We start from the raw sequence: 22134 nt of genomic DNA on the forward strand, positions 1-22134 counted from the left end.
AGGTTCCCTATGAAACTCGTAAGATACGGTGACACTGGTCACGAAAAGCCCGGCCTCATGGACGGCGACACCCTCCGCGACCTGAGCGGTCACATCGATGACATCCACGGCGCCACGCTGGACGACGCCACGCTCGACAAACTGCGTGCCATAGACCCGGCCACCCTGCCCGCAGTCGATGGCAATCCCCGCATCGGCCCCTGCGTCGGCAATATCGGCAAGTTCCTCTGCATCGGCCTCAATTACTCCGACCACGCCGCCGAACAGGGCCTGCCCATCCCCGAGCATCCGATACTGTTCTTCAAGGCAAACTCCGCCATCGTTGGCCCCAATGACGATGTGGTCATGCCGCGCGGCTCGCGGCGCACGGATTGGGAAGTCGAATTGGGCGCGGTGATCGGCAAGACCTGCAAGTACGTCCCAAAGGCCGACGCGCTCGACTACGTGGCAGGCTACTGCATCATCAATGACGTGTCAGAGCGCGAGTTCCAGCAGAACCTCACGGGACAATGGACCAAGGGGAAATCCTGCGACACATTCGGCCCCACAGGTCCGTATCTTGTCACTCGCGACGAAATCGAAGACCCGCAAGCGCTTGATATGAGCCTGTCGGTCAACGGCCAGCGGATGCAGACAGGCAACACCGCCACCATGATCTTTTCCGTGGCCGAGATCATTGAACACCTCAGCCAGCTCTTCACCCTGCACCCCGGCGACGTGATCAGCACAGGCACCCCTCCGGGTGTGGGCGACGGGATGAACCCGAAAACCTACCTTAAGGTGGGCGACGTCATGGAACTGGAAATCGCTGGCCTCGGCACCCAACGGCAAGAGGTGAAACAGGATGCCTGATCTTCTGCAAATTGGCGGCATCACCGATACCATGCGTGACCGTCTGTCCGAACGGTTCACCATCCATCAGGCCAGCGGCGATTATCCAGCAGAGGCGATCACCCACATCGTCACCAACGGCCATGACGGCGTGCCTGCGGATATCCTTGCCAAGTGCACAAACGCCAAGGTCGCTGCAAGCTATGGCGTGGGCTACGACGCGATCGACACCGACGCTTGCATCGAACGGGGCATCATTGTCACCCACACGCCCGACGTGCTGAACGCCGAGGTGGCAACGACGGCGATCATGCTCATGCTCACCAGCTTCCGCAGTTTCCTGTCGGACGAGGCGCACGCCCGCTCCGGCAATTGGGAGAAAAACGGCAACGCACCCCTATCACGCAGCGCCGACAACCGGCGCGTCGGCATCCTCGGCCTAGGCCGCATCGGCCAGGCCATCGCGGACAAGCTCAAAGCGTTCGATGCCGACATCCACTATCACACCCGCAGCGAAAAGGACGTGCCCTACACCTACCACGCCAACCTCGTGGACATGGCAAAGGCGGTCGAGGTGATCATCTGCATCACCCCTGGCGGCCCCTCGACGCACCACATTGTCAATGCCGACGTAATCGAAGCGTTAGGACCGGACGGGACGCTCATCAACGTCTCACGCGGCTCGGTGATTGACGAGGCCGCGATGGTCGCCGCCCTCCAATCCGGTAAGCTCGGATACGCCGCCCTCGACGTATTCGAGGAAGAACCCAAAATCCCCGACGCGCTCAAGACCATGTCCAACGTCATCCTTCTGCCCCACGTGGGCAGCGCCACGCATGAAACGCGCGCCGCGATGGGCACGTTGGTCGTCGACAACCTCATCAGCCATCTCGACAACGGGCTGGTGATCACGCCCGTGCCGGAAACCAAGCACCTCAATGGCTAAGATCACAGACGTCACCGCCCGCCTCTTCGCCGTGCCACTCGACGAAATCCTCGTCGACGCCAAGCACGGCGATCACAGTCACTTCCACCTGATCACAGCGACGGTCACGCTGGACGACGGGCGCATCGGCATGGGCTACACCTACAATGGCGGGCGCGGCGGGCATGCGACGGCGGCGATGATCACACACGACCTCGCGCCCTTCCTGATCGGGCAGGATGCGGACAATGTCGAGCAGCTCACACACGCCATGGACGAACATCTGCACTATGTGGGGCGGGGCGGCATCCTGTCCTTCGCCATCTCCGCCGTGGACATCGCGCTGTGGGACGCGCGGCTGAAAGGCACCGGGCAATCGCTGGTGCAAGCCGCTAGCGGCGCATCGGACCGGTGCCGCGCCTATGCCGGCGGTATCGACCTTGGCTTTGACCTGCCAAAACTGTTGGACAGCATCCGGGGCTATCTTGCGCGCGGCCACAACGCGGTCAAAATCAAGATCGGCCAACCCACCGAAGCCGAAGATGTGGAACGGATCAAGGCTGTTCGCGACCTGATCGGCCCCGATATCACCTTCATGATCGACGCCAACTATTCGATGACCACCGATCAGGCAATCAGCCTTGCCAACGCAGTCAAAGATCAAAACATCACGTGGTTCGAGGAACCGATTGAGCCGGACTTCTTCGAAGACTTCGCTGCGATCCGCGCGGCCACGGGCATGGCCACAGCCCAAGGCGAAAACCTGCATACCATGCACGAATTCCGCCGCGCCATGCCCCATGTCGATTTCATCCAGCCCGACGCATCAAACTGCCTTGGCATCACCGGCTGGCTTCAGGTGGCCAAGATGGCACAGGACGCTGGCGTCCCTGTGTGCAGCCACGGCATGCAGGAACTGCACGTTTCGCTGGTCTCCAGCCAACCCCATGGCGGCTGGCTGGAAGTGCACAGCTTCCCTATCGACCGCTACACGACCCGCCCGCTGGTGATCAAAGATCACCTCGCCGTTGCACCAAACGTGCCGGGAATCGGTGTCACGTTTGATTGGGATAAACTGACGCCACACGAGGTGGCGCTATAACGGCTTGGTGCCACAGTTTCAGGATGGCTTACACTCACGGGTCACAATGCATAAAACAGGCGGCTCTCCGAAAAAGCAGCGAACGCTCACCGATTATCACCGGCGCGTAGAGCGGGTCGTGGACATGATCCGCGCCCGTCCTGAACATCCGCATACAGTCAAAGAGCTTTGCAAACAGGCGGCCTTCTCGGAGTTTCATTTTCACCGCGTGTTCCGCGCCGTGACCGGAGAAACCGTCGCACAGTGTATCATCCGTCTGCGATTAGAGATGGCCGCCAGCGCGCTGATCTATCGGCGGCAAAGGTCGGTCACGGACATCGCACTGACATGCGGATTTTCCAGCAGCGCAAATTTCTCCAAAGCCTTTCGGAAAGCTTATGACTGCTCACCGACACGGTATCGGCGTGATCGTCCACCTGATTTCAGAATGCGCAGGATGAGAAAAGTCGCACGACCTGCACCAATGTATCCAGACGGCATGAGCGTCGACGTGGAAATCAAGACTGTGCCAGAACGCAGACTGGCAAGCCTCCGACTGGTCGGTCCTTACAGCCATGCAAGCATCAGCAAGCTTTATTACGATTTGGGCAAATGGCACCTGTCGGTTCTTGAACAGCCTGCGCCCGACGAGGCTATCAGTATTACATGGTCGGACTCTGCATTGGCAGATCAGAGCACATGGAGGCTGGATGCCTGTTACGAAGTAGCCAAGGACACGAAGGCAACAGGCCAAGTCAGGCTTCGCACCCTCGCCGGGGGACGTGTCGCATGTCTAAAAACAGACGTCCCGGAAAACGAGATGCATCGTATCTCGGACTATTGGGATTGGTTGTTTTCCGACTGGTTGCCACAATCCGGGTACGAACCTGCGGATCGCCCCGCCTATGAGGTGTATCGCGGTGCCAGCAAGCAGCCCGGCTTCAACGTCACGCTTTGTCTTCCCTTAGTGAACAAACATGCGGAGCATGACGATGAATGACACTTACACCCTAAGCCCCATTGGGCAGTGCGAGATGATCGACGGACAGTTTGCCGTGCGGTTGATACCTGACGTCAGACGCGGTCTGGAAGGGGTGCTGCCTTTCAGCCACGCCATAGCCCTTTGGTGGGCACACGAAGCGGACAGCGATGCGCAGCGCGCGCGCTACAGCATCGTGTCACCCTATACCGCCACCTCGGCGGAGTTAGGTGTATTTGCAACGCGGTCGGAAGCGCGACCCAACCCGATAGGTCTGTCAGTGTTTTCAGTTGCATCCGTCGATCTGGATGCTGGGATCGTGTTTTCCCACTACTTCGACATGTTGCCAGGAACGCCGGTCCTGGACCTCAAGCCATACTTCCCAGCCTCGGATCGTGTGGAAAATGCCCATATCCCAGACCATTTCAGCCATTGGCCCAACTCGCTTGAGGCATCCGCGGCGTTTGATTGGGAAAAGGAATTCAGAGCCTAAGGATCAGCACTCCGATCCGTTTACGTCGGCTCGTTTCTCGACGCAAAAGCCCGCAAGAGTGGCGCACGGTGGATCACACCACCGTGCGTTTTGCTCATTTGGAGCTTGCTTGGCGGTCATCTTCGACTGGACCCAGCGCGTTCAGACCTTTCAGGATGTCGATGGCATAAGCCAACTGATAGTCCTCTTCCCGCAGGTCAGCAGCTGCTTGGGCCTTTGCACGATCTTCCTCGATCTGGCGCACCTGATCGTCAGTCAACGAGTCGTTGTCGAGGCTGCCGCGCAGATCGCCCTCGGTCCGGGGGCCGACTGCACTGGCCGGTTCATCCTCTTCCTCGGTCGTGGGGCTGCGGCGGGGCTGCTCTACAATGATATCAGGGCTTACGCCCAGCGCTTGAATCGACCGGCCTGACGGCGTGTAATACCGCGCCGTGGTCAAGCGCATGGCACCGTCGCCGCGCAGTGGCATAACCGTCTGAACCGAGCCTTTGCCAAAGCTCTTGGTACCAACAACGATAGCCCGACGGTGATCCTGCAGGGCCCCCGCGACAATCTCGGACGCCGAGGCCGATCCGCCATTGATCAGCACAACAATCGGCTTGCCCTTCGCCAGATCACCCGGCGTTGCATTGTATCGGTCGCCGTCTACCGGATCACGGCCACGCGTCGATACGATCTCGCCCTTTTCCAGGAACGCATCCGACACACGGATGGCCTGGGTCAACAACCCACCGGGGTTGTTCCTCAAATCCAGGACAAATCCGTTGACGTTGTTCATCCCGCCAAGGGTTTCGACCTCTTCTTCCAGCTTGGACACAAGGTTCGGCGTGGTCTTGTCGTTGAAGGTTGTCACACGCAACACGACTGTATCGCCTTGGGTCCGGCTGCGCACCGCCTGCAACTCGATCGTGTCCCGAATGATGGACACATCAAAGGGCTCGCTCTCGCCTTCGCGGACAACTGTAATGATGATCTCGGACCCCACCGGACCGCGCATGCGATCCACGGCTGCGTCCAAGGCCAGGCCCAGCATCGACTCTCCATCGACATGGGTGATGAAATCGCCCGCTTCGATCCCGGCTTCGGCGGCGGGCGTGCTGTCGATAGGCGACACAACCTTGATGAAGCCCTCTTCCTGGGTCACTTCGATTCCCAGACCGCCGAACTCACCTCGGGTTTGCACCTGCATCTGCGCCGCGTCATCTGGCGACAGATAGCTGGAGTGCGGATCAAGCGACGTCAACATGCCGTCAATAGCCGCTTCGATCAGCTCACCGGGCTCAACATCCTCGACATATTGGTTCCGGATGCGTTCGAAAATGTCGCCGAACAGATCCAGTTGTTCATATACGGTCGCACTCGAAGCACTTTCCTGCGCCAAGAGTGGCCCTGCAACCTGCGTCGTTGCGATTGCACCTGCCATCGTTCCGCCCAAGGCGGCCATCACGAATTTCTTCATTCCAGCTTATCCATCCTGTTCGGTGCTGAACCACGTGAGTGGGTCCATTGGCACATTATTCTCTCTTACCTCTATATAGAGCGTTTCCGAGCGGTCAGTACCACCCCCTTCACCACCTGTTGATGGGCCATTTTGTGCCGGAAGCCCGCCCATCAGGCCCAAAGGCGTGCTTGCTGCGATGATCTGTCCCGTCTCACCGTAGCTGATCGCCATCCCCGCGAGGATGATCAGGGTTTCGGGGCGTGGCTCAAGAATCGTGACATTGCCAAAGTCCAGAAGCGGCCCGACGTAGCGCAATGTGGCCGCGGTTGGCGACGTTACCAGCGTGCCGGGGCGGGTCGCCAGCAGGATGCCGGGGCGGGTGATACCAGCGGCATCGGGCTCTCCAGCACGCCGCAATATCACACCGCGCGCGGGCATTGGAAATTCGCCAATCAGGTCATCGATCTGCGGAGGTGTCCAACCTGCATCCCCTTCGGCAATGCTGGCCAACCCGCTCGAAAACGCATCCAGAGTTTCAGCCGACGCAATCAGGATCGCGGTTCGCACCGGGTCTTCGGTAAACCGTTGGGGTAGATCTTTCCGTTCTGCCATCGCCTGGTTCAGTGCGGATCGCGCGGTCTGCACCTCTGACAACCCGGTTTGCAGTTGCTTTGCCGCCTGCTCCTGCAACACACGCAGACCTTCGACGTCGTTCAAGTCCTGCCGCAACTGGCTTGCGCGCTGGTTCAATGCCGGGGTGAGTTCGGCCAACAACATCCCCGCGCGTGCTGTTCCGTTAGGACCGTCGGGATGCAGAAAGGCGGTCGGTGACTGGCCCGGGCTCAGCGTCTGCAACACAGCAACAAGCTGAGCGATCTCGGCATCACGGGCCTGAAGCTGGCCGCGCAACTGCGCCTCTCGTATGGAGGCCCGGCGCAACCCTGCCCGCATCGCGGCAAGCCCGGCTTCGTATGCGTGCACGGTGTCCGTCAAGGCACGCACCCGGTCGCGGGCGCTGTCGGCCTCTGACAAACGGACCGAGGCTGCCTCAAGCTGCACACCCGCGCCACGGGCAAGCGCACCAGCGTCTTCCTGCGCGGACAGAGGCAGCGCAAAACACATCAAAAGGGCTGCAGCCAGAAGTCTCATGTAATCAGACTGACGCCCGTCATTTCTTCCGGTTGCTCCAGACCCATGAGCTGCAGGATCGTCGGCGCCAGATCTGCCAGCTTGCCATCCCCGACCGTCCCTTCTGCACCAATCAACGCCACCGGGACCAGATTGGTGGTATGGGCCGTGTGCGGGGCGCCGGTCTCGGGGTCGATCATCGTCTCGCAATTGCCGTGATCCGCCGTCAAGACCATCGCGCCACCAGCCTTTTCAAGCACGGGCAGAACACGGCCCAAACCGGTATCCACGGCTTCGCAAGCCGCAATTGCGGCATCCAGATCGCCCGTGTGCCCCACCATGTCCGGGTTGGCATAGTTGACGACAATCAGATTATAGCCCTCTTCAATGGCCGCAATGAACTTGTCCGTGACTTCGACGGACGACATTTCCGGCTGGAGATCATAGGTAGCAACAGCAGGAGATTTTGGCATCGCGCGATCCTCTCCCTCCTCCGGCTGCTCTTCGCCGCCATTCAGGAAGAACGTGACATGCGGGTATTTCTCGGTCTCGGCCAGCCGGAGCTGACGCAGCCCGGCCTTGGCGACCCACGCCCCTAGCGTATTCACGATCTCGGGCTTTGGATAGACAGTGGTCATGTAGGCATTATGCTCTTCCGAATAGTCCGCCATGCCGATCAGCCCGGACCACTCCGGACGGCCTTCCGGCACGAAAGCATCAAAGCCGGGATCGCCCAGCGCCGCCATGATCTCGCGCGCGCGGTCGGCCCGGAAATTCAGACAGAACAGCCCGTCGCCATCCTTGGCGCCCTTGTAGCCGTCCATGACCGTGGCAGGAATGAATTCATCGGTCTTGTGATCGTCATAAGCCGCTTCAATCGCCGCCTGTGCGTTTTCAACGATATGTGCATCGGCCCGCACCATGGCGGCAAAGGCCGTTTCAACCCGGTCCCAACGGTTGTCGCGATCCATCGCAAAGTAGCGGCCCGTCAGCGTCACGATCCGTGCGCCAGCGGGCAGGGCATCATGCAATTGCTCAAGATAAGTCAACGCAGATTTCGGGGGCACATCACGCCCATCTGTGATGGCATGGACCAGCACGGGAAGACCCGCATCGGTGCAAGCCTTGGCCGCTGCAACCATGTGATTGATATGACCATGCACACCTCCGTCAGACAAAACACCCATCAGGTGCGCGCGCCCTTCAGCCTCCTTGATCCGCGCAATCCAGTCAGTCAGGCGCGGGTTGCGGAAAAAGCTGCCATCCTCAATCGCCAGGTCAATCTGGCCCAGATCCATCGCCACCACGCGACCGGCACCGATATTGGTGTGACCCACTTCCGAGTTGCCCATTTGACCACGTGGCAGACCTACATCCGGACCGTGGGTGATCAGGGTCGCGTGGGAACAGGTATCCATGATGCGATCAAAGGTCGGTGTGCGGGCAAGCTTCGGTGCATTGCCCGTTTCATCCTCGCGCAGACCCCAGCCATCCAGAATGCACAGAACAACAGGTTTGGGTGGTGCCATTGCGGGATCCTTCCGATGTATCGTCTGCGTTCTACCGCGCGGACATGCTGTTGGAAAGAAGGCTTGCGTGGCTCATGCGGCGCACTAGGCTTCCAACCTACGGAGGGCAAAGGAATGAGCGAACACATGCTGGTGCACTTGAACGTCGTGCGCCCGGTTGGCCCGTTCAGCGCCAGTCACCCGCATGCGCAGTACTTCTTCGGTCAACTGCCCTTGGTCTTTGCCCGGGCCAAGGCCGATGACGGGATGTTTTGGCACAATCACGGCGCGCGCATGCCGGACGGAACCTATGGCAACATGGGGGATTTGCTCGCCCTGCAAACAGATCAGACCGAAGATAACTTTCACATCCTGACCATGGCCGGATGGCGTGACGTGCATGCAATGCACCGCTTTGCCTACCGCGATACGCTTCACCGTGAGGGCATGAAATCCCTGCGCGATTGGGTGGATCGGTCAGAAGGGCCGACAATGGTGATGTGGTGGGCGCCAAAGGGCACGCGGGTCAGCCTTGATGAGGGTTGGGAACGTCTGCACCTGTTGCGGCAGAACGGGCCGACCGAACAGGCATTTACCTTGCAAACCCGGTTTGCTCAGCCCGATTGATTACGTGATGCGATCTGGCAGGCCACGCCCATTGTTCCACCAACGATGGGGATTGTCGTTGTTCGGATCATAGGCGGCACGGCTCGCCCAATCCTCGCGCAGGAAAATCACGGGTTCTTCGTAGTGATGAACCTCGAGAACGGCATCCATCACTTTTGCCAGCACCGCCACATCGCGCTCGATAGAAATTTTCAACTCGACCATGGGATAGGTCTCGGTCCCACCAGCCTCGAACCCCTCCACATGGGTTGTCGTCGTCGATCCGGGTTCAGGTTGCGCCGTCTCTGCTCCGACGGCCGAGATGCTGGCATTGCGTTGGTAACGCCCGTAACTCAATGGATACACAGCCATCACCGCATCCAGAATGCGATCCGTATCTTCGGGCAGGGTCTGGATTTCAAGTGTCCACACGGGAACAAACGTGCCGGATGCGGCCTTGTAGTCAGTGAGTGCCGTCATTGTGAGGTTCCTTCAATCCGGGTCGCCACGGGTAAAACTAATCTTCGACAGATCGGGGGCGGCCTGCGTCGTCGGCAATACCTCAACGGGGGCTGCGCCGGGCGTCAGGATATGGCGCAGCAGGCCCACGGGATGCGCCCTGAGGGTCAAGCGCGTCGATACATAATCCTCCACCACCTCTTCGCCCAACGTCATCTCCGGCAGCAGAGCCGCAGGCTCATCCACGACCTCACCATCCAGATCCGTGGAGAACAGGGGCAAGGCGGATCCCGGGACAATGGCTTTGGCCTCCCAAAGCGCCTCACGGCGGTTGATGCCTGCAGTGGCAAAGGCATCCGCCTCGGCCAACCGCACGATCACGGCAGGCCCCAACCCCGCACGCCGCCACACGTCCCGCACAGAGCGGTAGCCATTCCCGCGCGCCGCGGTCAGCCAGCTGGCATCCTCCTCGCTCATCCCCTTGAGTTGCCGAAATCCCAACCGCAGGGCCAAGCCCCCCTGCCATCAGGCTCCATCGTATTGTCCCAGAAACTGGCGTTCACACAGATGGGGCGCATCTCAACCCCATGCTCGCGCGCATCCCGGACGATCTGGGCCGGGGCATAGAACCCCATGGGCTGCGCATTCAGCAGCGCACAGGCAAAGATGCCCGGATGGTGGCATTTGATCCAGCTTGAGGCATAGACCAAGAGCGCAAAGCTCGCCGCATGGCTTTCGGGAAAGCCATAGCTGCCGAACCCTTCGATCTGGGAAAAACACCGCTCGGCAAAGTCATCCTCATAGCCGTTCTTGCGCATGCCATGCAGGAACAGCGCCCGGAATTCACTAACACTTCCGTGCTTCTTGAAGGTGGCAAGTGAGCGCCGCAGCCGATCCGCCTGATCGGGGGTAAAGCCCGCCCCAACAATGGCGATCTGCATGGCCTGCTCTTGGAACAACGGCACACCCAACGTCTTGCCCAGCACCTGACCGAGTTCATCCGATGGAAAGGACACCTCCTCCTCCCCGTTCCTGCGCCGGATGTAAGGATGCACCATGTCGCCCTGAATGGGGCCGGGACGGATGATGGCCACCTCGATCACGAGGTCATAGAAATTCCGGGGCCGCATCCGGGGCAGAAAGTTCATCTGCGCACGGCTTTCGACCTGGAACACCCCGATGCTGTCGGCTTTGCACAGCATGTCGTACACGCGCGGGTCCTCTTTGGGCAGGGTCGCAAGGGTGTAGCTTTGCTGATGGTGCATTTTCAGCAGGTCAAAGGCCTTGCGAATACAGGTCAGCATCCCAAGGCTCAGCACATCGACCTTCAGGATGCCAAGACTGTCGATGTCATCCTTGTCCCAGCAAATGACCGTGCGATCCTCCATCGTGGCGTTTTCGATTGGCACCAACTCGTCCAACCGCCCCTCGGTCACGATGAACCCGCCCACATGCTGGGACAGGTGCCGGGGAAAGCCGTTGATTTCATAAACCAGTTCAATGGTCTGCCGCAGGCGCCGGTCGCGGAAATCAAGGCCGATCTCAGCCATCCGTTCCGCCTCCAACCCCTTGGTGGAAAAGAAACCCCAAAGCTGCGAACTGAGGGCGCTGATCGTATCCTCGGTCAACCCCATGGCACGGCCCACTTCACGGATAGCGCGCTTGCCCCGGTAATGCACGACCGTAGCGCACAGGCCCGCGCGGTGGCGGCCATAGCGCTCGTAAATGTGCTGGATCACCTCTTCACGCCGTTCGTGTTCAAAGTCGACATCGATGTCAGGCGGCTCATCGCGGGCTTCGGACACGAAACGTTCAAACACCATCGTGCCCATCTCGGGACTGACCGAAGTGATGCCCATGCAATAGCACACCACCGAATTGGCGGCCGAGCCACGGCCCTGGCACAAGATGCCCCGGCTGCGCGCAAAGTGGACGATATCGCGCACGGTCAGGAAATAAGGCTCGTATTTCAGCTTGGCGATCAGGGCTAACTCGTGACGCAGAAGCGCCTTGGCCTTGTCCGGCGCGCCACCTGGATAGCGCCATTTCAGCCCTTCATAGGCGAGCCGGTTCAACCGTTGGCCGGGCGTTTCATTCCTGGTGATTTCCGATGGATACTCATAGCGCAACTGGTCGAGCGAAAAGGTCAGGCGATCCGCCAGCTGCCCCGCCCGATGCACCGCTTCTTCATGGCCGGCGAACAACCGCAGCATCTCGGCCTCGCTCCGCAGCCGCCCTTCCCCGTTGCTGAGGGCTGCGCGACCCAGCGCATCAACGCGGCATTTCAGACGGATCGCGCTGACCACATCCGCCAGCTTGCGCCGCGCGCCGTGATGCATACGGGGGGCAGCCGAGGCGAGAGTGGGCACCCCCAACATCCGCACCTGATCGGCCAGCCGATCAAAACGGACCGTGTCGCGTCCATCATAGCGCGGGGTCATCAGGATATGGATGTTTCCAGCAAAACGGTGCGTCAGCCGTCGCGCCGTTTTCATCCAGTCAACCGCGCCGCCCTGCACCGTTTGCGCCTCTGGCCACACAAGCAGGTGCAGACCTTCCGCAAACTCTTCGAGGTCTTGCAGGCTCAGATCGCATGCGCCCTTTTCTGCTTTCAACCGCCCCCTCGAAATAATGCGGCACAGGCTGCGCCAACCTTGCCGGTCAACGGGCAAGACAGTGATCGGGGGCGCATCGCTGAACAACAACCGGGCTGCCGGGATCAGGCGCGGAACCACCGTAATCGGTATGCTGGGCGGTGCAGGGACATGATCAGGCTTTGGGGGGCCGATCAGACCATGGAGCGTGTCAAAATCCCTCCGCTCTTTGACACTGCGCGCAATAGCTTTGGCCTGCGTATGCGCCCGCACGATCCCTGCAACTGAATTGTCATCCGCAATGGCCAGTGCCTCCATCCCCAACAGGGCGGCACGGTTCACGTACTCCTCGGGGTGGGACGCCCCGGTGAGGAAGGTGAAATTCGACGTGATTGAGAGTTCGCAGAACATCAAGGTGGCAGATTCGGTTACAGCAGGGAGGACAGTATATTCACTTTTTGTTCTCATTTGAACGGCTGGTTTTTGGGCATTGTTCCGCCCTCTGAGCACCCCCGGCGATTATGAGCAGAAAAGACCAGCTTCATTGCGCAGCATTCGGGTCGCTCATGCGCGCGTGGCATGTACGGTTGCGGCAAAGGAAACCCATCATGCCCACATTCACTGCTTTGCACACCGACATCGTCACCGCATGGCGCACGGGTGGTCTCGACGCCAACGCGCAACAGCCAGAGCGTGCAATATCCGACGGCAACGGCAATCGATGCAGACATTGCTTGAGTCTGATTCCCCAAGGCACACCTTACCTGATCGTGGCCCATCGTCCGTTCGATCACCTGCATCCGTATGCCGAACTTGGCCCACTGTTCGTCTGTGCTGCTCCCTGCCCGCGCCATGTCGATGATGGTACGCTACCAAGCGCCATGACCACATCACACGACTACCAGATCAAAGCGTATTCCACGGACGAGCGGATCATTTACGGCACCGGCCAGATCGTCACCCCTGATGACATGATCTGCGCGGCAGAGAAGCTTTTTGAGGATCCCGCTGTCGCTTTCATCCACGTCCGTTCGACCCGCAACAACTGTTACCAAGCCAGGATTGACCGCGCATGACCACATTCACTGCTCTGCCCACCGACATCGTCCAAGCCTATCGCGCCGGGGGCTCCGATGCCTTTGGCAACCCACCAGAACGCGCTGTGTCCGATGGTGCTGGCACCCCCTGCCGCCATTGCCTGTGCGATATCCCTGCCGGCACAGAGATGCTGGTGCTGGCGCACAAACCCTTTGACGGCACCCACCCTTATGCCGAGGTTGGGCCGATCTTTCTGTGCGCCGACGATTGCCCTCGCGGCGGCGGTACTGATTTGCCGGACATCCTCACCACGTCACCTGACTACCTGATCAAAGGCTACTCAGCGGACGACCGCATCGTCTATGGAACCGGAACGATCACGCCAACGCCCGACATTCAGACCCGCGTGGCCGCGATCTTTGCGGACCCGGACGTCGCCTATATCCACGTGCGTTCTGCCCGCAACAATTGTTACCAGACGCGCATCGATCGCGACGCGTAACCCCTTGTGCGGCCTGCCGCCTTGGCTCATAAACGCGGGCGCACGCGCCCCAGCCAAGGATAGCCAACATGCCCATCGACGCGCCCGAAACCAAGACGGTCCACACCCACCGCGTGGCCTGTGACGGGAGCGAAGGGCCCCTGGGGCACCCCCGGGTCTGGCTGCAGATTCCGGAAGACACCGGATGGGTCGAATGCCCCTATTGCGACTGCAAATATATCTATGTGGACGAGGCAGAAAGCTAAGCGCTCAGTCGTCGATCACCTGATGGATCAACGCATCAACCTGGGCTTGCACACGCGTGTTGGCCTGCTCGATCTTTTCTGAAAGCTCGCGGATTTCCGTTGCGATAACGGCAAAGCCACGCCCCTGTTCACCAACATGCGCTGCCTCAATGGATGCGTTGATGGCAATGAGGCCGACGTTCCGCGAAATCTCACTGATCTCGCGCAAAGCAGTGCGGGCATCTGCGCCCGTCTGGTTTGCAGTTGCACGTCGGACGATCCGATCACTGTGCAAGTGTTCGCTCAACCGATTGACCAATTTCGCAAAGTGCTCGTTGAACGCACCTGCTGCAAAGCGCGTCACCTCGCGCACATCATCGGGCTTGCACGTTTCATTGGCAAAAGCTTTTGCCAGGTCTGACACGGCGGCCACGAAATGACCCATTTGTGCAATACTGTCCGGCATGTCAGCCACAGTGTCGCGCAACCATGCCAGCGCCGCGGGATCAATGCCCGGCTCGACCTCACCACCAGACAAAAGACACACACCTGCGTGCGCCCCCGGCATGGCACGTTCTATGCCCGCAATACAGGCGTCACGATCCCGTGGATCATCAAACAGCAGACCCGCAGCGCAGTACAACGTCGCACGCGCGCAATGAGACCGGATCATATCAACTGCACGCAACAGCTCGACCCGGGCCGCAATACCAGTCGCCCCCGACTGCTGCCCCAGAACATCCGTGATATCGCCCAAACGGTTCATCGCTGTCATGCCTGTTTTGTGGCAAATCCAGGTTAACAAAACGCTTGTGCTTTCCCCTATTCCGGAATCGTGGCACATCACCTGAACAGCAAGAAACCAAGGGGGCGATAACATGGCGTTTGGTAAGGGATGTCACCTGCATCTGATCGATGGCTCGGCCTTCATCTTTCGCGCCTACCACGCGCTCCCGCCGCTGACCCGCAAGTCCGATGGCCTGCCCATCGGGGCCGTCAGCGGGTTCTGCAACATGCTCTACAAGTATGTCGAAGGAAACCACGGCCCCGACGCACCCACCCATGTCGCCGTCATCTTTGACAAGGGCAGCCATACCTTCCGCAACGACATGTACGATCAGTACAAGGCCAACCGCGAAGCGATGCCAGAGGATTTGCGCCCCCAAATCCCGCTCACCCGTCAGGCCACCGAAGCCTTCAATATCGCCTGCAAAGAGAAAGAGGGCTTCGAGGCCGATGACATCATCGCCACGCTGTCGGTGCAAGCACGCGAGGCCGGGGGCCGCGTCACCATCATCAGTTCTGACAAGGACCTGATGCAGCTTGTGGGCGGCGGCGTCGAAATGCTGGACGCCATGAAAAACGCCCGCATCGACCGCGACGGCGTGTTCGAGAAATTCGGCGTCTACCCCGACCGCGTGGTGGATGTGCAGGCTCTTGCGGGCGACAGCGTCGACAACGTGCCCGGCGCGCCTGGTATTGGGGTCAAGACGGCGGCCCTGCTCATCAATGAATACGGCGATCTTGACGCACTGCTCGAACGTGCCGAAGAAATCAAGCAGCCCAAACGCCGCCAGACCCTGATCGACCACGCCGACCAGATCCGCCTGTCGCGAGACCTTGTGAGGCTCGACGAAAAGACGCCCCTCGACTTCACGCTCGATGACCTCGAAGTGCAGGACCCGAAACCGGATCAACTGATGCCGTTCCTCGCGGAAATGGAGTTCCGCACCCTCACCAAGCGCATCGCCGATCAGCTTGGCGTTGAAGCGCCCGAGATCAAGGAGCCGGCACCTGCGGCACAGGACGCACCCGAAGCACCCAGCTTTGACGATGCCACCTACGAGCACGTGCAGAACGCCGACCAGCTGCAAACCTGGATCGACCTGATCTATGAACACGGATACGTCGCGGTGGACACCGAAACTACCGGCCTCAATGAAATGATCGCCGATCTGGTGGGTATCTCACTGGCCGTGAACCCCGGCCATGCCTGCTACATTCCGCTGACGCACAAGCAAGGCGGCGATGACCTCTTTGGCTCTGACGATCTGGCCGAAGGGCAGATACCCTTCGAACAGGCGCTCGAAATGCTGAAACCCGTGCTTGAGGACGACAGCATCCTCAAGATCGGCCAGAACATGAAATACGACGCCAAGATCTTTGCCCGCCTGAACATCCATGTGGCCCCCATCGACGACACAATGCTGCTGTCCTACGCAATGCATGGCGGGCTGCACAATCATGGCATGGACACGCTGTCCGAACGCTACCTCGGGCACACCCCCATCCCGATCAAACCGCTTCTCGGTTCTGGCAAATCGGCCAAAACCTTTGATCAGGTGCCGCTCGAGGACGCCGTGAAATACGCCGCCGAAGACGCCGACATCACTCTGCGTCTATGGCAGCTTTTCAAACCGCAACTGCACCGGGAGCAAGTCACCAAGGTCTACGAAACGCTCGAACGCCCCATGGTCCACACGCTGGCGGGCATGGAGCGCTCCGGTATCAAGGTTGACCGCGACACGCTCTCGCGCATGTCCAACGCCTTTGCCCAGAAAATGGCAGGGCTCGAGGATGAAATCTACGAACTCGCAGGCCGAAAATTCAACGTGGGCTCCCCCAAGCAACTCGGCGAAATCCTGTTCGATGAAATGAGCATCGAAGGTGGCAAGAAGGGCAAGACCGGGGCCTATGCCACAGGCGCCGACGTACTCGAAGACCTCGCGACCGAACACGAGCTGCCCGCCCGCGTGCTGGACTGGCGGCAACTGTCGAAACTGAAGTCCACCTACACTGACGCGCTGCAGGACCACATCAACACGGACACGGGCCGCGTGCACACCTCCTACTCCATCGCCGGTGCCTCCACCGGGCGGCTGGCGTCTACCGATCCCAACCTGCAAAACATTCCAATCCGAACCGAGGAAGGGCGACGTATCCGCGAGGCGTTCGTGTCCGAGCCCGGCAAAACCCTCGTCGCGCTGGATTACAGCCAGATCGAACTGCGCATCCTCGCCCACATCGCCGACATCCCGGAACTGAAACAGGCCTTTGCCGACAACATCGACATCCACGCGCTCACGGCCTCGGAAATGTTCGACGTGCCGCTCGACGAAATGACGCCCGAGATCCGGCGCCAGGCCAAAGCCATCAACTTCGGCGTCATCTACGGCATCTCGGGCTTCGGCCTAGCGCGCAACCTGCGCATCCCACGCTCGGAAGCACAGGGCTTCATCGACCGCTATTTCGAACGCTTCCCCGGCATCCGCACCTACATGGACGACACCAAGGCATTCGCCAAGGAACACGGCTACGTCCAGACGCTGTTCGGGCGCAAGATCCACACGCCCGAGATCGCGTCCAAAGGTCCTCGCGCAGGCTTCGCCGCACGCGCCGCCATCAACGCGCCGATCCAAGGCACCGCCGCAGATGTCATCCGCCGTGCCATGATCCGCATGCCCGAGGCGATCAAGGACATACCTGCCGCTATGCTGCTGCAAGTGCACGACGAACTCCTCTTTGAAGTGGAAGACGCCGCAGTCGACGACCTGATCGGCGTGGCAAAGGAGGTCATGGAAAGCGCCAATGACCCCGTTGTGCATCTCGACGTGAAGTTGACGGTGGATGCGGGTCAGGGGCAAAACTGGGCCGAAGCGCATTGACGGAAAGGAGCCAAACATGACCATGATGCCTGCACCGGAGGACCTGACCTTCCGCGACCAGTTCGAAGCAGGGCGCGTCGCGCCGGATGACTTCAACCACCGCGCCCACCTGCGACTGGCCTATGTCTACCTCTGCGAAGGGCCGATCGATGCCGCCATGCCCCGGATGCGCGTAGCGCTCCACGCGTTCCTGAAAAGCAACGGCGTACCTGCAGACAAATACCACGAGACACTCACCCGCTCGTGGCTGATGGCCGTCGCCTATTTCATGGACAAGGCGACGCCAGCCGCCTCCTTCGACAGCTTCCTGAAACAGGATGACCGCCTGCTCGACACGCAGATCATGCTGACGCACTACCACAAGGACACCCTGTTCTCCGACGCAGCGCGCGCCGCCTTCGTGGCACCCGATCTGCAAGCAATCCCGCCCGCGGCATGAACTGGGAAAAAATGGAATCGGAGCCCGGTCGCATTCACTGATATCACTGCAGAGATTGTGCAATGCAAACATGGAAGTTAGAAAGAAAGCTGGAAAGCGAAGACGGCCGACGGAACGTCGAAATGTGCGTCAGCTCGGACGGTAAGCTCTTTCGCTACTACGAACATCTGTGGATTCCCGTGGGAGAGGAAGAACTATTATACTATCCCGACGGCGGCTACTGGATATGCGAGCAGATGTCTGGCTACTTTTCCAATTTGGAAGAGTGCGAACGTGACGCAAGGGCCGATCTCAGGTGGCTCGCAAGCGCTTCCTAAACCAAAATCCGGTGATGAATTGCGTCCAATGATCCACACTTGGGAAGATCTCAAAACTCTTGGCCTGTCATTGGGTTTGCCCAAAGTCGAAGTCTCAACAAGCTGGGGCAACGAAAACCTCAAGGCGCACGGCAAGATGTGGACGTGGTGGTCGCCTTACGTTGACGCCGCCATCTTCAAAGGCAGCATCGAAGAACGCGAAATGCTGATGCAGGCCGACCCTGACACGTTCGTCCTGCACCCACACTACGCCAAACACGGCTGCCTCCTTGTCGCAGCCGGTCGGATCGATCCGGATTGGGCCGAAGCACGCCTCCGCAGCACGTGGCGCGACATGGCACCAAAACGGTTCCTGACGCAGTGGGATGCCGACAATGGTTGACCCAAAGGCCAACGCCCTCCGGCACGGCTTTGAAACAACCGGCTTTCTTTGGCTCCGCGGTGTCCTTTCTGGCGCTGACCTCGACCTCCTGAACGATGTCATGTGCGAAGACGAGAGGCCCGGTGGACGGATCACGCGAGCACAAACAAACCTTCGCGCAGTCCTTGGTCCGCATGGTACTCTCCTTTCGGCACTGGCCCAATTGTTCGGGCCGGTCGAGGCAACGCGCGCCGTCGCCTTTTCCAAAACGCCAGATGCGAACTGGGGTGTCGGCTGGCACCGGGATCAAATCATCGCGGTACAGGATCGCGCAGACGTGCCCGGTTTCGACAACTGGTCAAGGAAATCGGGCATCTGGCACTGCAAACCGCCAGCACAAATCCTGTCCAAGGTCTTGTTCTCCCGTATCTTCCTGAGCAAAGCGACACCCGCGTCAGGCGGTATGGAGTTCTGCCCCGGCAGTCACCTGACCGAGTCAAAGCAACCCACGGCACATGTGGAGTGTGAACATGCTGCACCGGGCGACGTGTTGGTTTTGAACATGAATATTCTGCACAGGTCTCGGCCCGCCAAAGTCCCGGCGCCGCGGCGCGTGCTCAGGGTGGATTTCGCAATGGAGCGCCTGCCACCCCCATTGGCTTGGGCGCGGGTTGCTTGAAAACCCACATGGATAGGGCGAGTTGAAATTCCATATCGACGGGTTCATCCAACAAGCCCGTTCATTGTTTGGGTGGCCCACATCTTTGGCAAAGAAACGTTCCGTTGCCTTGCAATTTGAAAGCCGCGCCCCCTTCGCGCACCATGGTGCGTTTTCAGTGGTTAACATGCGGTATCAAGCCGCGCGCAAACCCAATCATCTGAAAATGCGCGGAAATCGCAAAAGCCTTGAAATCACGCAAACGGACCGAACAGCCTGTCCCCGCGGGGACAAACCCTAGTCCGGTCGCGTTATTGACGCCACAAACCGCCGCGCGACGGGCGCCACCACCAGCACAATCGGAAAGGCAACGGCCCAACTGGGCAGCCACGCGCCAATCCATTGGCCGACGAAGCCCGCAATCATACCAACCGCCAGGAACGTCGAAATTCCGGATACGAGGAACGACATCATGCCGCTCAAGACAAAGCCAAAAGCAATATGCGCGTAGCGGGCTGGGATCATGATACGGCTCCTTCTTCATCACCGGGCAGCAAACTGTGACGCAAATCGCCAAAGCGCAATTCTGCACCGGCGCACAGGGTCAGCGCATCCAGCCCAGTGTTTTATCTGTGCGCCCATACGTGCGGTATTCGGCGCTGACCCAACCGTCGTACCCGCTGGCGTCGATGGCTTCGAACAAGGCTGGAAAATCGATGCTCCCGGTTTCCGGGGCAACCCGCCCCGGCGCATCCCCGATCTGAATGTGCCTTATGAGGGGCTGCATCGCCTCGAAGGCGCCAAGCGCGTCGCCGGTAATCTGCTGGGCGTGATAGCTATCAAACTGCAGACCGATATTTGACGCTCCGACAGCGTCGATCACTTCAGCAGAAAGCGCGAAACTGTTCAAAAAATAGCCGGGATGACTTTCGCCGCACAGCGGTTCGAGTGTCATCGTCAAGCCATCGGGCAAGGTGGCCGCAACGCGTTTCAGATTGCCGATTAGTGTTGTTTTGGCCGCGTCACCCGCACCATCACCGGTGATCACGTGAATGACTGACGCCCCAAGCGTTTGCGCGTAACGCACTGCCCGACGGATGTCATAATCGAACCGTTTCTCGCTCCCCGGAACAGCCGCAAATCCACGTGCGCCGCCCGTGTAATTTGGCCCGGGCGCATTCAGCAATACCATCTGTAACTCGTTGCGGTGCAAAGCTGCCAAGGTGTCTGGTGCAGGCACATCATAGGGTTGCTGCACCTCAACAGCGGCAAACCCGGCCTCGGCCGCCGCATCGAACCGATCAAGGTAGGGCAACTCCGCCCAAAGATATGTCAGGTTGGCAGCAAACCGTGGCATATCGCGGAACCTAGCGCGCAGTTGTTGGGCATTCCAGCGCGATCAGAAGCGTTCGACCCAAGGGCGCAGACTCAACTCGTTTGACCATGTCGACCGGTGCTGGTCGATCAGCTGCATATAGGCCGTCGCGATCGCGTCAGGGTCCAGCATCTTGTCCGTTCCATCATCTGTACGCTCGGTGCGCGCCGTATTGGAAATGCCGCCGTCGATGTTGACCCAAGCCACATGAACCCCCTTGGGATGCAGCTCGCGCGCCATGGATTCGGCAAGACCCCGTTGTGCGAACTTACCCATGGCAAAGGGCGCGGACTGGGCAAAGCCTTTGACACCGGCCGAAGCGCCAGTGAACAGAATGGTGCCGCGTTTGCCGTACTGTTCCTCCTGATCCTGCATGATCCGCGCAGCGGCCTGTCCCATCAGGAAAGACCCAAAGGCGGTAACCTCGACAGCGCGACGCACCTCCTCGGGATCAAGCTTGGCGATGGGCCCGCGCTGACGTGCCGATGGATTGTAGACGGCAACACGCAGCGGGGTCTCGATCGTGTCAAAAAGGGCGTTCATCTGTTCGGGGTCACTGCCGTCGATGGCCACAGTGTGGGCATTGGTTTCCGATGCAAGCGCGACCAGCTTGTCGGTGTTGCGCGCGCCCAGAACCAGATCGTGCCCGCGCGCGTGAAGTTTGCGTGCAACCGATGCGGACAGGCCACTGCCCGCACCAATGATAACTGCCGTGCCTTGGGTCATCGTCTTGCTCCTGCTGACAAAGGGTGCAGCGGACGGCACGTCCGCCTTACGTGCAAAGATGGCGCGGATTGGTGCGGTCGGCCAGTCGAACCTGCTGCACACTGAATGTGCATACGGTAAGGCGCAGATGTCCTGCGCCCCGCCCGTCAGGGCAACTCGTTCGATGGTATGATTCCGAAGAACTGGCCCTGTGACCACACCCCGAACCACCCATCGTGATGGCTGCCAAGGTCAACAAGCCGATAAAAACTCTTGCGGTCGATCAACGCCTCTAGGTCTGCCCGCATCAAAATGTAGGGCGACGGCTCGCCGGTCTCCGGGTCGCGTTCAACGCGGATCGGATGATTCGGACCGGCCACAGCCACATCATCCACATGGGTCACAAAGGTCAGCACCTGCGCCTCGCCGGTCCCTTCAGCCTCGAAATCGATGGCGACAAACGGTGCGTCATCGACGGTGATTCCCACCTTCTCAACCGGAGTAACAAGAAAATACTTCCCCTCCTCCCGCTTCAGAATGGACGAAAACAACTTGACCAGACCCGGTCGCCCTATGGGCGTCCCTTGATAGAACCACGTGCCGTCCCGTGCGATGCGCATGTCCAGATCACCGCAAAAGGGTGGATTCCAAAGGTGTACCGGCGGCAATCCGCGTGTTTTTGCAGCAGTGATCGACGCCACAAGGCCATCTGCATCCGGTGTCACGGTTTTTTGTCCGCTCATATGTTTTGCCATTCTCAATTGAGGGAATAGGTTGGTACAGAAATATATATCCCGAATGGAAG

The 22134-nt window shown here is 59.7% G+C and carries 22 protein-coding genes and 1 pseudogene; 13 read left to right on the forward strand and 10 right to left on the reverse strand.

Translation table 11 applies throughout. The features are described from left to right. Nucleotides 1–9 precede the first annotated feature (9 nt). From ACZ1HN_RS23170 to ACZ1HN_RS23190, 5 genes are all read left to right on the forward strand, one after another. Nucleotides 10–852, forward strand: coding sequence for a fumarylacetoacetate hydrolase family protein (locus tag ACZ1HN_RS23170; RefSeq protein WP_472729199.1), 843 nt, complete (start codon nucleotides 10–12; stop codon nucleotides 850–852). Further along, nucleotides 845–1777 (forward strand): 2-hydroxyacid dehydrogenase, encoded by a 933-nt coding sequence (locus tag ACZ1HN_RS23175; RefSeq protein ID WP_472729200.1) that lies wholly within the window; start codon nucleotides 845–847, stop codon nucleotides 1775–1777. The genes ACZ1HN_RS23170 and ACZ1HN_RS23175 overlap by 8 nt, the downstream gene beginning before the upstream one ends. Then, nucleotides 1770–2858: a mandelate racemase/muconate lactonizing enzyme family protein gene (locus tag ACZ1HN_RS23180; RefSeq protein ID WP_472729201.1), complete on the forward strand. Its 1089-nt coding sequence runs from the start codon at nucleotides 1770–1772 to the stop codon at nucleotides 2856–2858. The genes ACZ1HN_RS23175 and ACZ1HN_RS23180 overlap by 8 nt, the downstream gene beginning before the upstream one ends. A gap of 124 nt (nucleotides 2859–2982) precedes the next feature. Continuing rightward, complete coding sequence (locus tag ACZ1HN_RS23185) at nucleotides 2983–3837, forward strand: AraC family transcriptional regulator (RefSeq protein WP_472729202.1); 855 nt, start codon at nucleotides 2983–2985, stop codon at nucleotides 3835–3837. Then, a complete protein-coding gene (locus ACZ1HN_RS23190; protein ID WP_299600098.1) occupies nucleotides 3830–4309 on the forward strand; it encodes a TrmO family methyltransferase domain-containing protein in 480 nt (159 codons plus the stop codon). Before ACZ1HN_RS23185 ends, ACZ1HN_RS23190 begins: the two co-directional genes overlap by 8 nt. Before the next feature lie 94 nt (nucleotides 4310–4403). Here the strand turns inward: ACZ1HN_RS23190 and ACZ1HN_RS23195 are convergent, their stop codons facing one another. The 3 genes from ACZ1HN_RS23195 to gpmI are packed head-to-tail and all read right to left on the reverse strand — an operon-like array spanning nucleotide 4404 to nucleotide 8407. Continuing rightward, nucleotides 4404–5768 (reverse strand): S41 family peptidase, encoded by a 1365-nt coding sequence (locus tag ACZ1HN_RS23195; protein ID WP_472729203.1) that lies wholly within the window; start codon nucleotides 5766–5768, stop codon nucleotides 4404–4406. 6 nt (nucleotides 5769–5774) lie between these two features. Continuing rightward, a complete protein-coding gene (locus ACZ1HN_RS23200; RefSeq protein ID WP_472729204.1) occupies nucleotides 5775–6899 on the reverse strand; it encodes a murein hydrolase activator EnvC family protein in 1125 nt (374 codons plus the stop codon). Then, nucleotides 6896–8407, reverse strand: coding sequence for a 2,3-bisphosphoglycerate-independent phosphoglycerate mutase (gpmI, locus tag ACZ1HN_RS23205; protein WP_472729205.1), 1512 nt, complete (start codon nucleotides 8405–8407; stop codon nucleotides 6896–6898). The genes ACZ1HN_RS23200 and gpmI overlap by 4 nt, the downstream gene beginning before the upstream one ends. A gap of 114 nt (nucleotides 8408–8521) precedes the next feature. On the opposite strand from gpmI, the gene ACZ1HN_RS23210 reads away from it, so the two are divergent. Continuing rightward, entirely contained in the window at nucleotides 8522–9013 is a 492-nt protein-coding gene (locus ACZ1HN_RS23210) for a DUF3291 domain-containing protein (protein WP_472729206.1), read from the forward strand. Here the strand turns inward: ACZ1HN_RS23210 and ACZ1HN_RS23215 are convergent, their stop codons facing one another. Both ACZ1HN_RS23215 and ACZ1HN_RS23220 read right to left on the reverse strand, forming a co-directional pair. Next, entirely contained in the window at nucleotides 9014–9472 is a 459-nt protein-coding gene (locus ACZ1HN_RS23215; RefSeq protein ID WP_472729207.1) for a hypothetical protein, read from the reverse strand. 12 nt (nucleotides 9473–9484) lie between these two features. Then, nucleotides 9485–12456 (reverse strand): annotated as a pseudogene (locus ACZ1HN_RS23220) (error-prone DNA polymerase). Nucleotides 12457–12653: 197 nt separating this feature from the next. Here ACZ1HN_RS23220 and ACZ1HN_RS23225 point away from each other — a divergent pair. From ACZ1HN_RS23225 to ACZ1HN_RS23235, 3 genes are all read left to right on the forward strand, one after another. Further along, entirely contained in the window at nucleotides 12654–13121 is a 468-nt protein-coding gene (locus ACZ1HN_RS23225; protein ID WP_472729208.1) for a DUF1203 domain-containing protein, read from the forward strand. Next, on the forward strand, nucleotides 13118–13585 hold the full coding sequence (locus ACZ1HN_RS23230) for a DUF1203 domain-containing protein (RefSeq protein WP_472729209.1): 468 nt from the start codon (nucleotides 13118–13120) through the stop codon (nucleotides 13583–13585). The genes ACZ1HN_RS23225 and ACZ1HN_RS23230 overlap by 4 nt, the downstream gene beginning before the upstream one ends. A gap of 68 nt (nucleotides 13586–13653) precedes the next feature. Further along, nucleotides 13654–13830, forward strand: a complete 177-nt coding sequence (locus ACZ1HN_RS23235; protein WP_472729210.1) for a zinc-finger domain-containing protein — start codon at nucleotides 13654–13656, stop codon at nucleotides 13828–13830. A gap of 4 nt (nucleotides 13831–13834) precedes the next feature. On the opposite strand, the gene ACZ1HN_RS23240 is transcribed toward ACZ1HN_RS23235, so the two are convergent. After that, on the reverse strand, nucleotides 13835–14584 hold the full coding sequence (locus ACZ1HN_RS23240) for a methyl-accepting chemotaxis protein (RefSeq protein ID WP_472729211.1): 750 nt from the start codon (nucleotides 14582–14584) through the stop codon (nucleotides 13835–13837). A 103-nt stretch (nucleotides 14585–14687) separates the two neighbouring features. Here ACZ1HN_RS23240 and polA point away from each other — a divergent pair, with 103 nt between their 5' ends. The 4 genes from polA (at nucleotide 14688) to ACZ1HN_RS23260 (ending at nucleotide 19270) form a co-directional block, all read left to right on the forward strand. Then, complete coding sequence (gene polA, locus ACZ1HN_RS23245; protein WP_472729212.1) at nucleotides 14688–17474, forward strand: DNA polymerase I; 2787 nt, start codon at nucleotides 14688–14690, stop codon at nucleotides 17472–17474. A 16-nt stretch (nucleotides 17475–17490) separates the two neighbouring features. Then, nucleotides 17491–17913, forward strand: a complete 423-nt coding sequence (locus tag ACZ1HN_RS23250; protein WP_472729213.1) for a hypothetical protein — start codon at nucleotides 17491–17493, stop codon at nucleotides 17911–17913. A 345-nt stretch (nucleotides 17914–18258) separates the two neighbouring features. Beyond that, nucleotides 18259–18612 carry an MmcQ/YjbR family DNA-binding protein gene (locus ACZ1HN_RS23255; RefSeq protein ID WP_472729214.1) on the forward strand — a complete coding sequence of 118 codons (354 nt, stop codon included), beginning with the start codon at nucleotides 18259–18261 and terminating at the stop codon, nucleotides 18610–18612. Further along, nucleotides 18605–19270 carry a phytanoyl-CoA dioxygenase family protein gene (locus ACZ1HN_RS23260; RefSeq protein ID WP_472729215.1) on the forward strand — a complete coding sequence of 222 codons (666 nt, stop codon included), beginning with the start codon at nucleotides 18605–18607 and terminating at the stop codon, nucleotides 19268–19270. The genes ACZ1HN_RS23255 and ACZ1HN_RS23260 overlap by 8 nt, the downstream gene beginning before the upstream one ends. A 276-nt stretch (nucleotides 19271–19546) precedes the next feature. On the opposite strand, the gene ACZ1HN_RS23265 is transcribed toward ACZ1HN_RS23260, so the two are convergent. The 4 genes from ACZ1HN_RS23265 to ACZ1HN_RS23280 all read right to left on the reverse strand — a co-directional run bounded on the left by ACZ1HN_RS23265 (nucleotide 19547) and on the right by ACZ1HN_RS23280 (nucleotide 22072). Then, a complete protein-coding gene (locus tag ACZ1HN_RS23265) occupies nucleotides 19547–19774 on the reverse strand; it encodes a DUF2798 domain-containing protein (RefSeq protein ID WP_299701292.1) in 228 nt (75 codons plus the stop codon). A 79-nt stretch (nucleotides 19775–19853) separates the two neighbouring features. Then, the gene (locus ACZ1HN_RS23270; protein ID WP_472729216.1) at nucleotides 19854–20606 is read right to left on the reverse strand and encodes a hydroxypyruvate isomerase family protein; all 753 of its coding nucleotides are present in this window, start codon (nucleotides 20604–20606) and stop codon (nucleotides 19854–19856) included. Nucleotides 20607–20648: 42 nt separating this feature from the next. Beyond that, nucleotides 20649–21350: an SDR family NAD(P)-dependent oxidoreductase gene (locus tag ACZ1HN_RS23275; protein ID WP_472729217.1), complete on the reverse strand. Its 702-nt coding sequence runs from the start codon at nucleotides 21348–21350 to the stop codon at nucleotides 20649–20651. A 146-nt stretch (nucleotides 21351–21496) separates the two neighbouring features. Beyond that, nucleotides 21497–22072 (reverse strand): DUF1285 domain-containing protein, encoded by a 576-nt coding sequence (locus tag ACZ1HN_RS23280; protein ID WP_472729218.1) that lies wholly within the window; start codon nucleotides 22070–22072, stop codon nucleotides 21497–21499. Nucleotides 22073–22134: the final 62 nt, after the last annotated feature.

The organism is Tateyamaria sp. GN1-10, assembly GCF_055693845.1.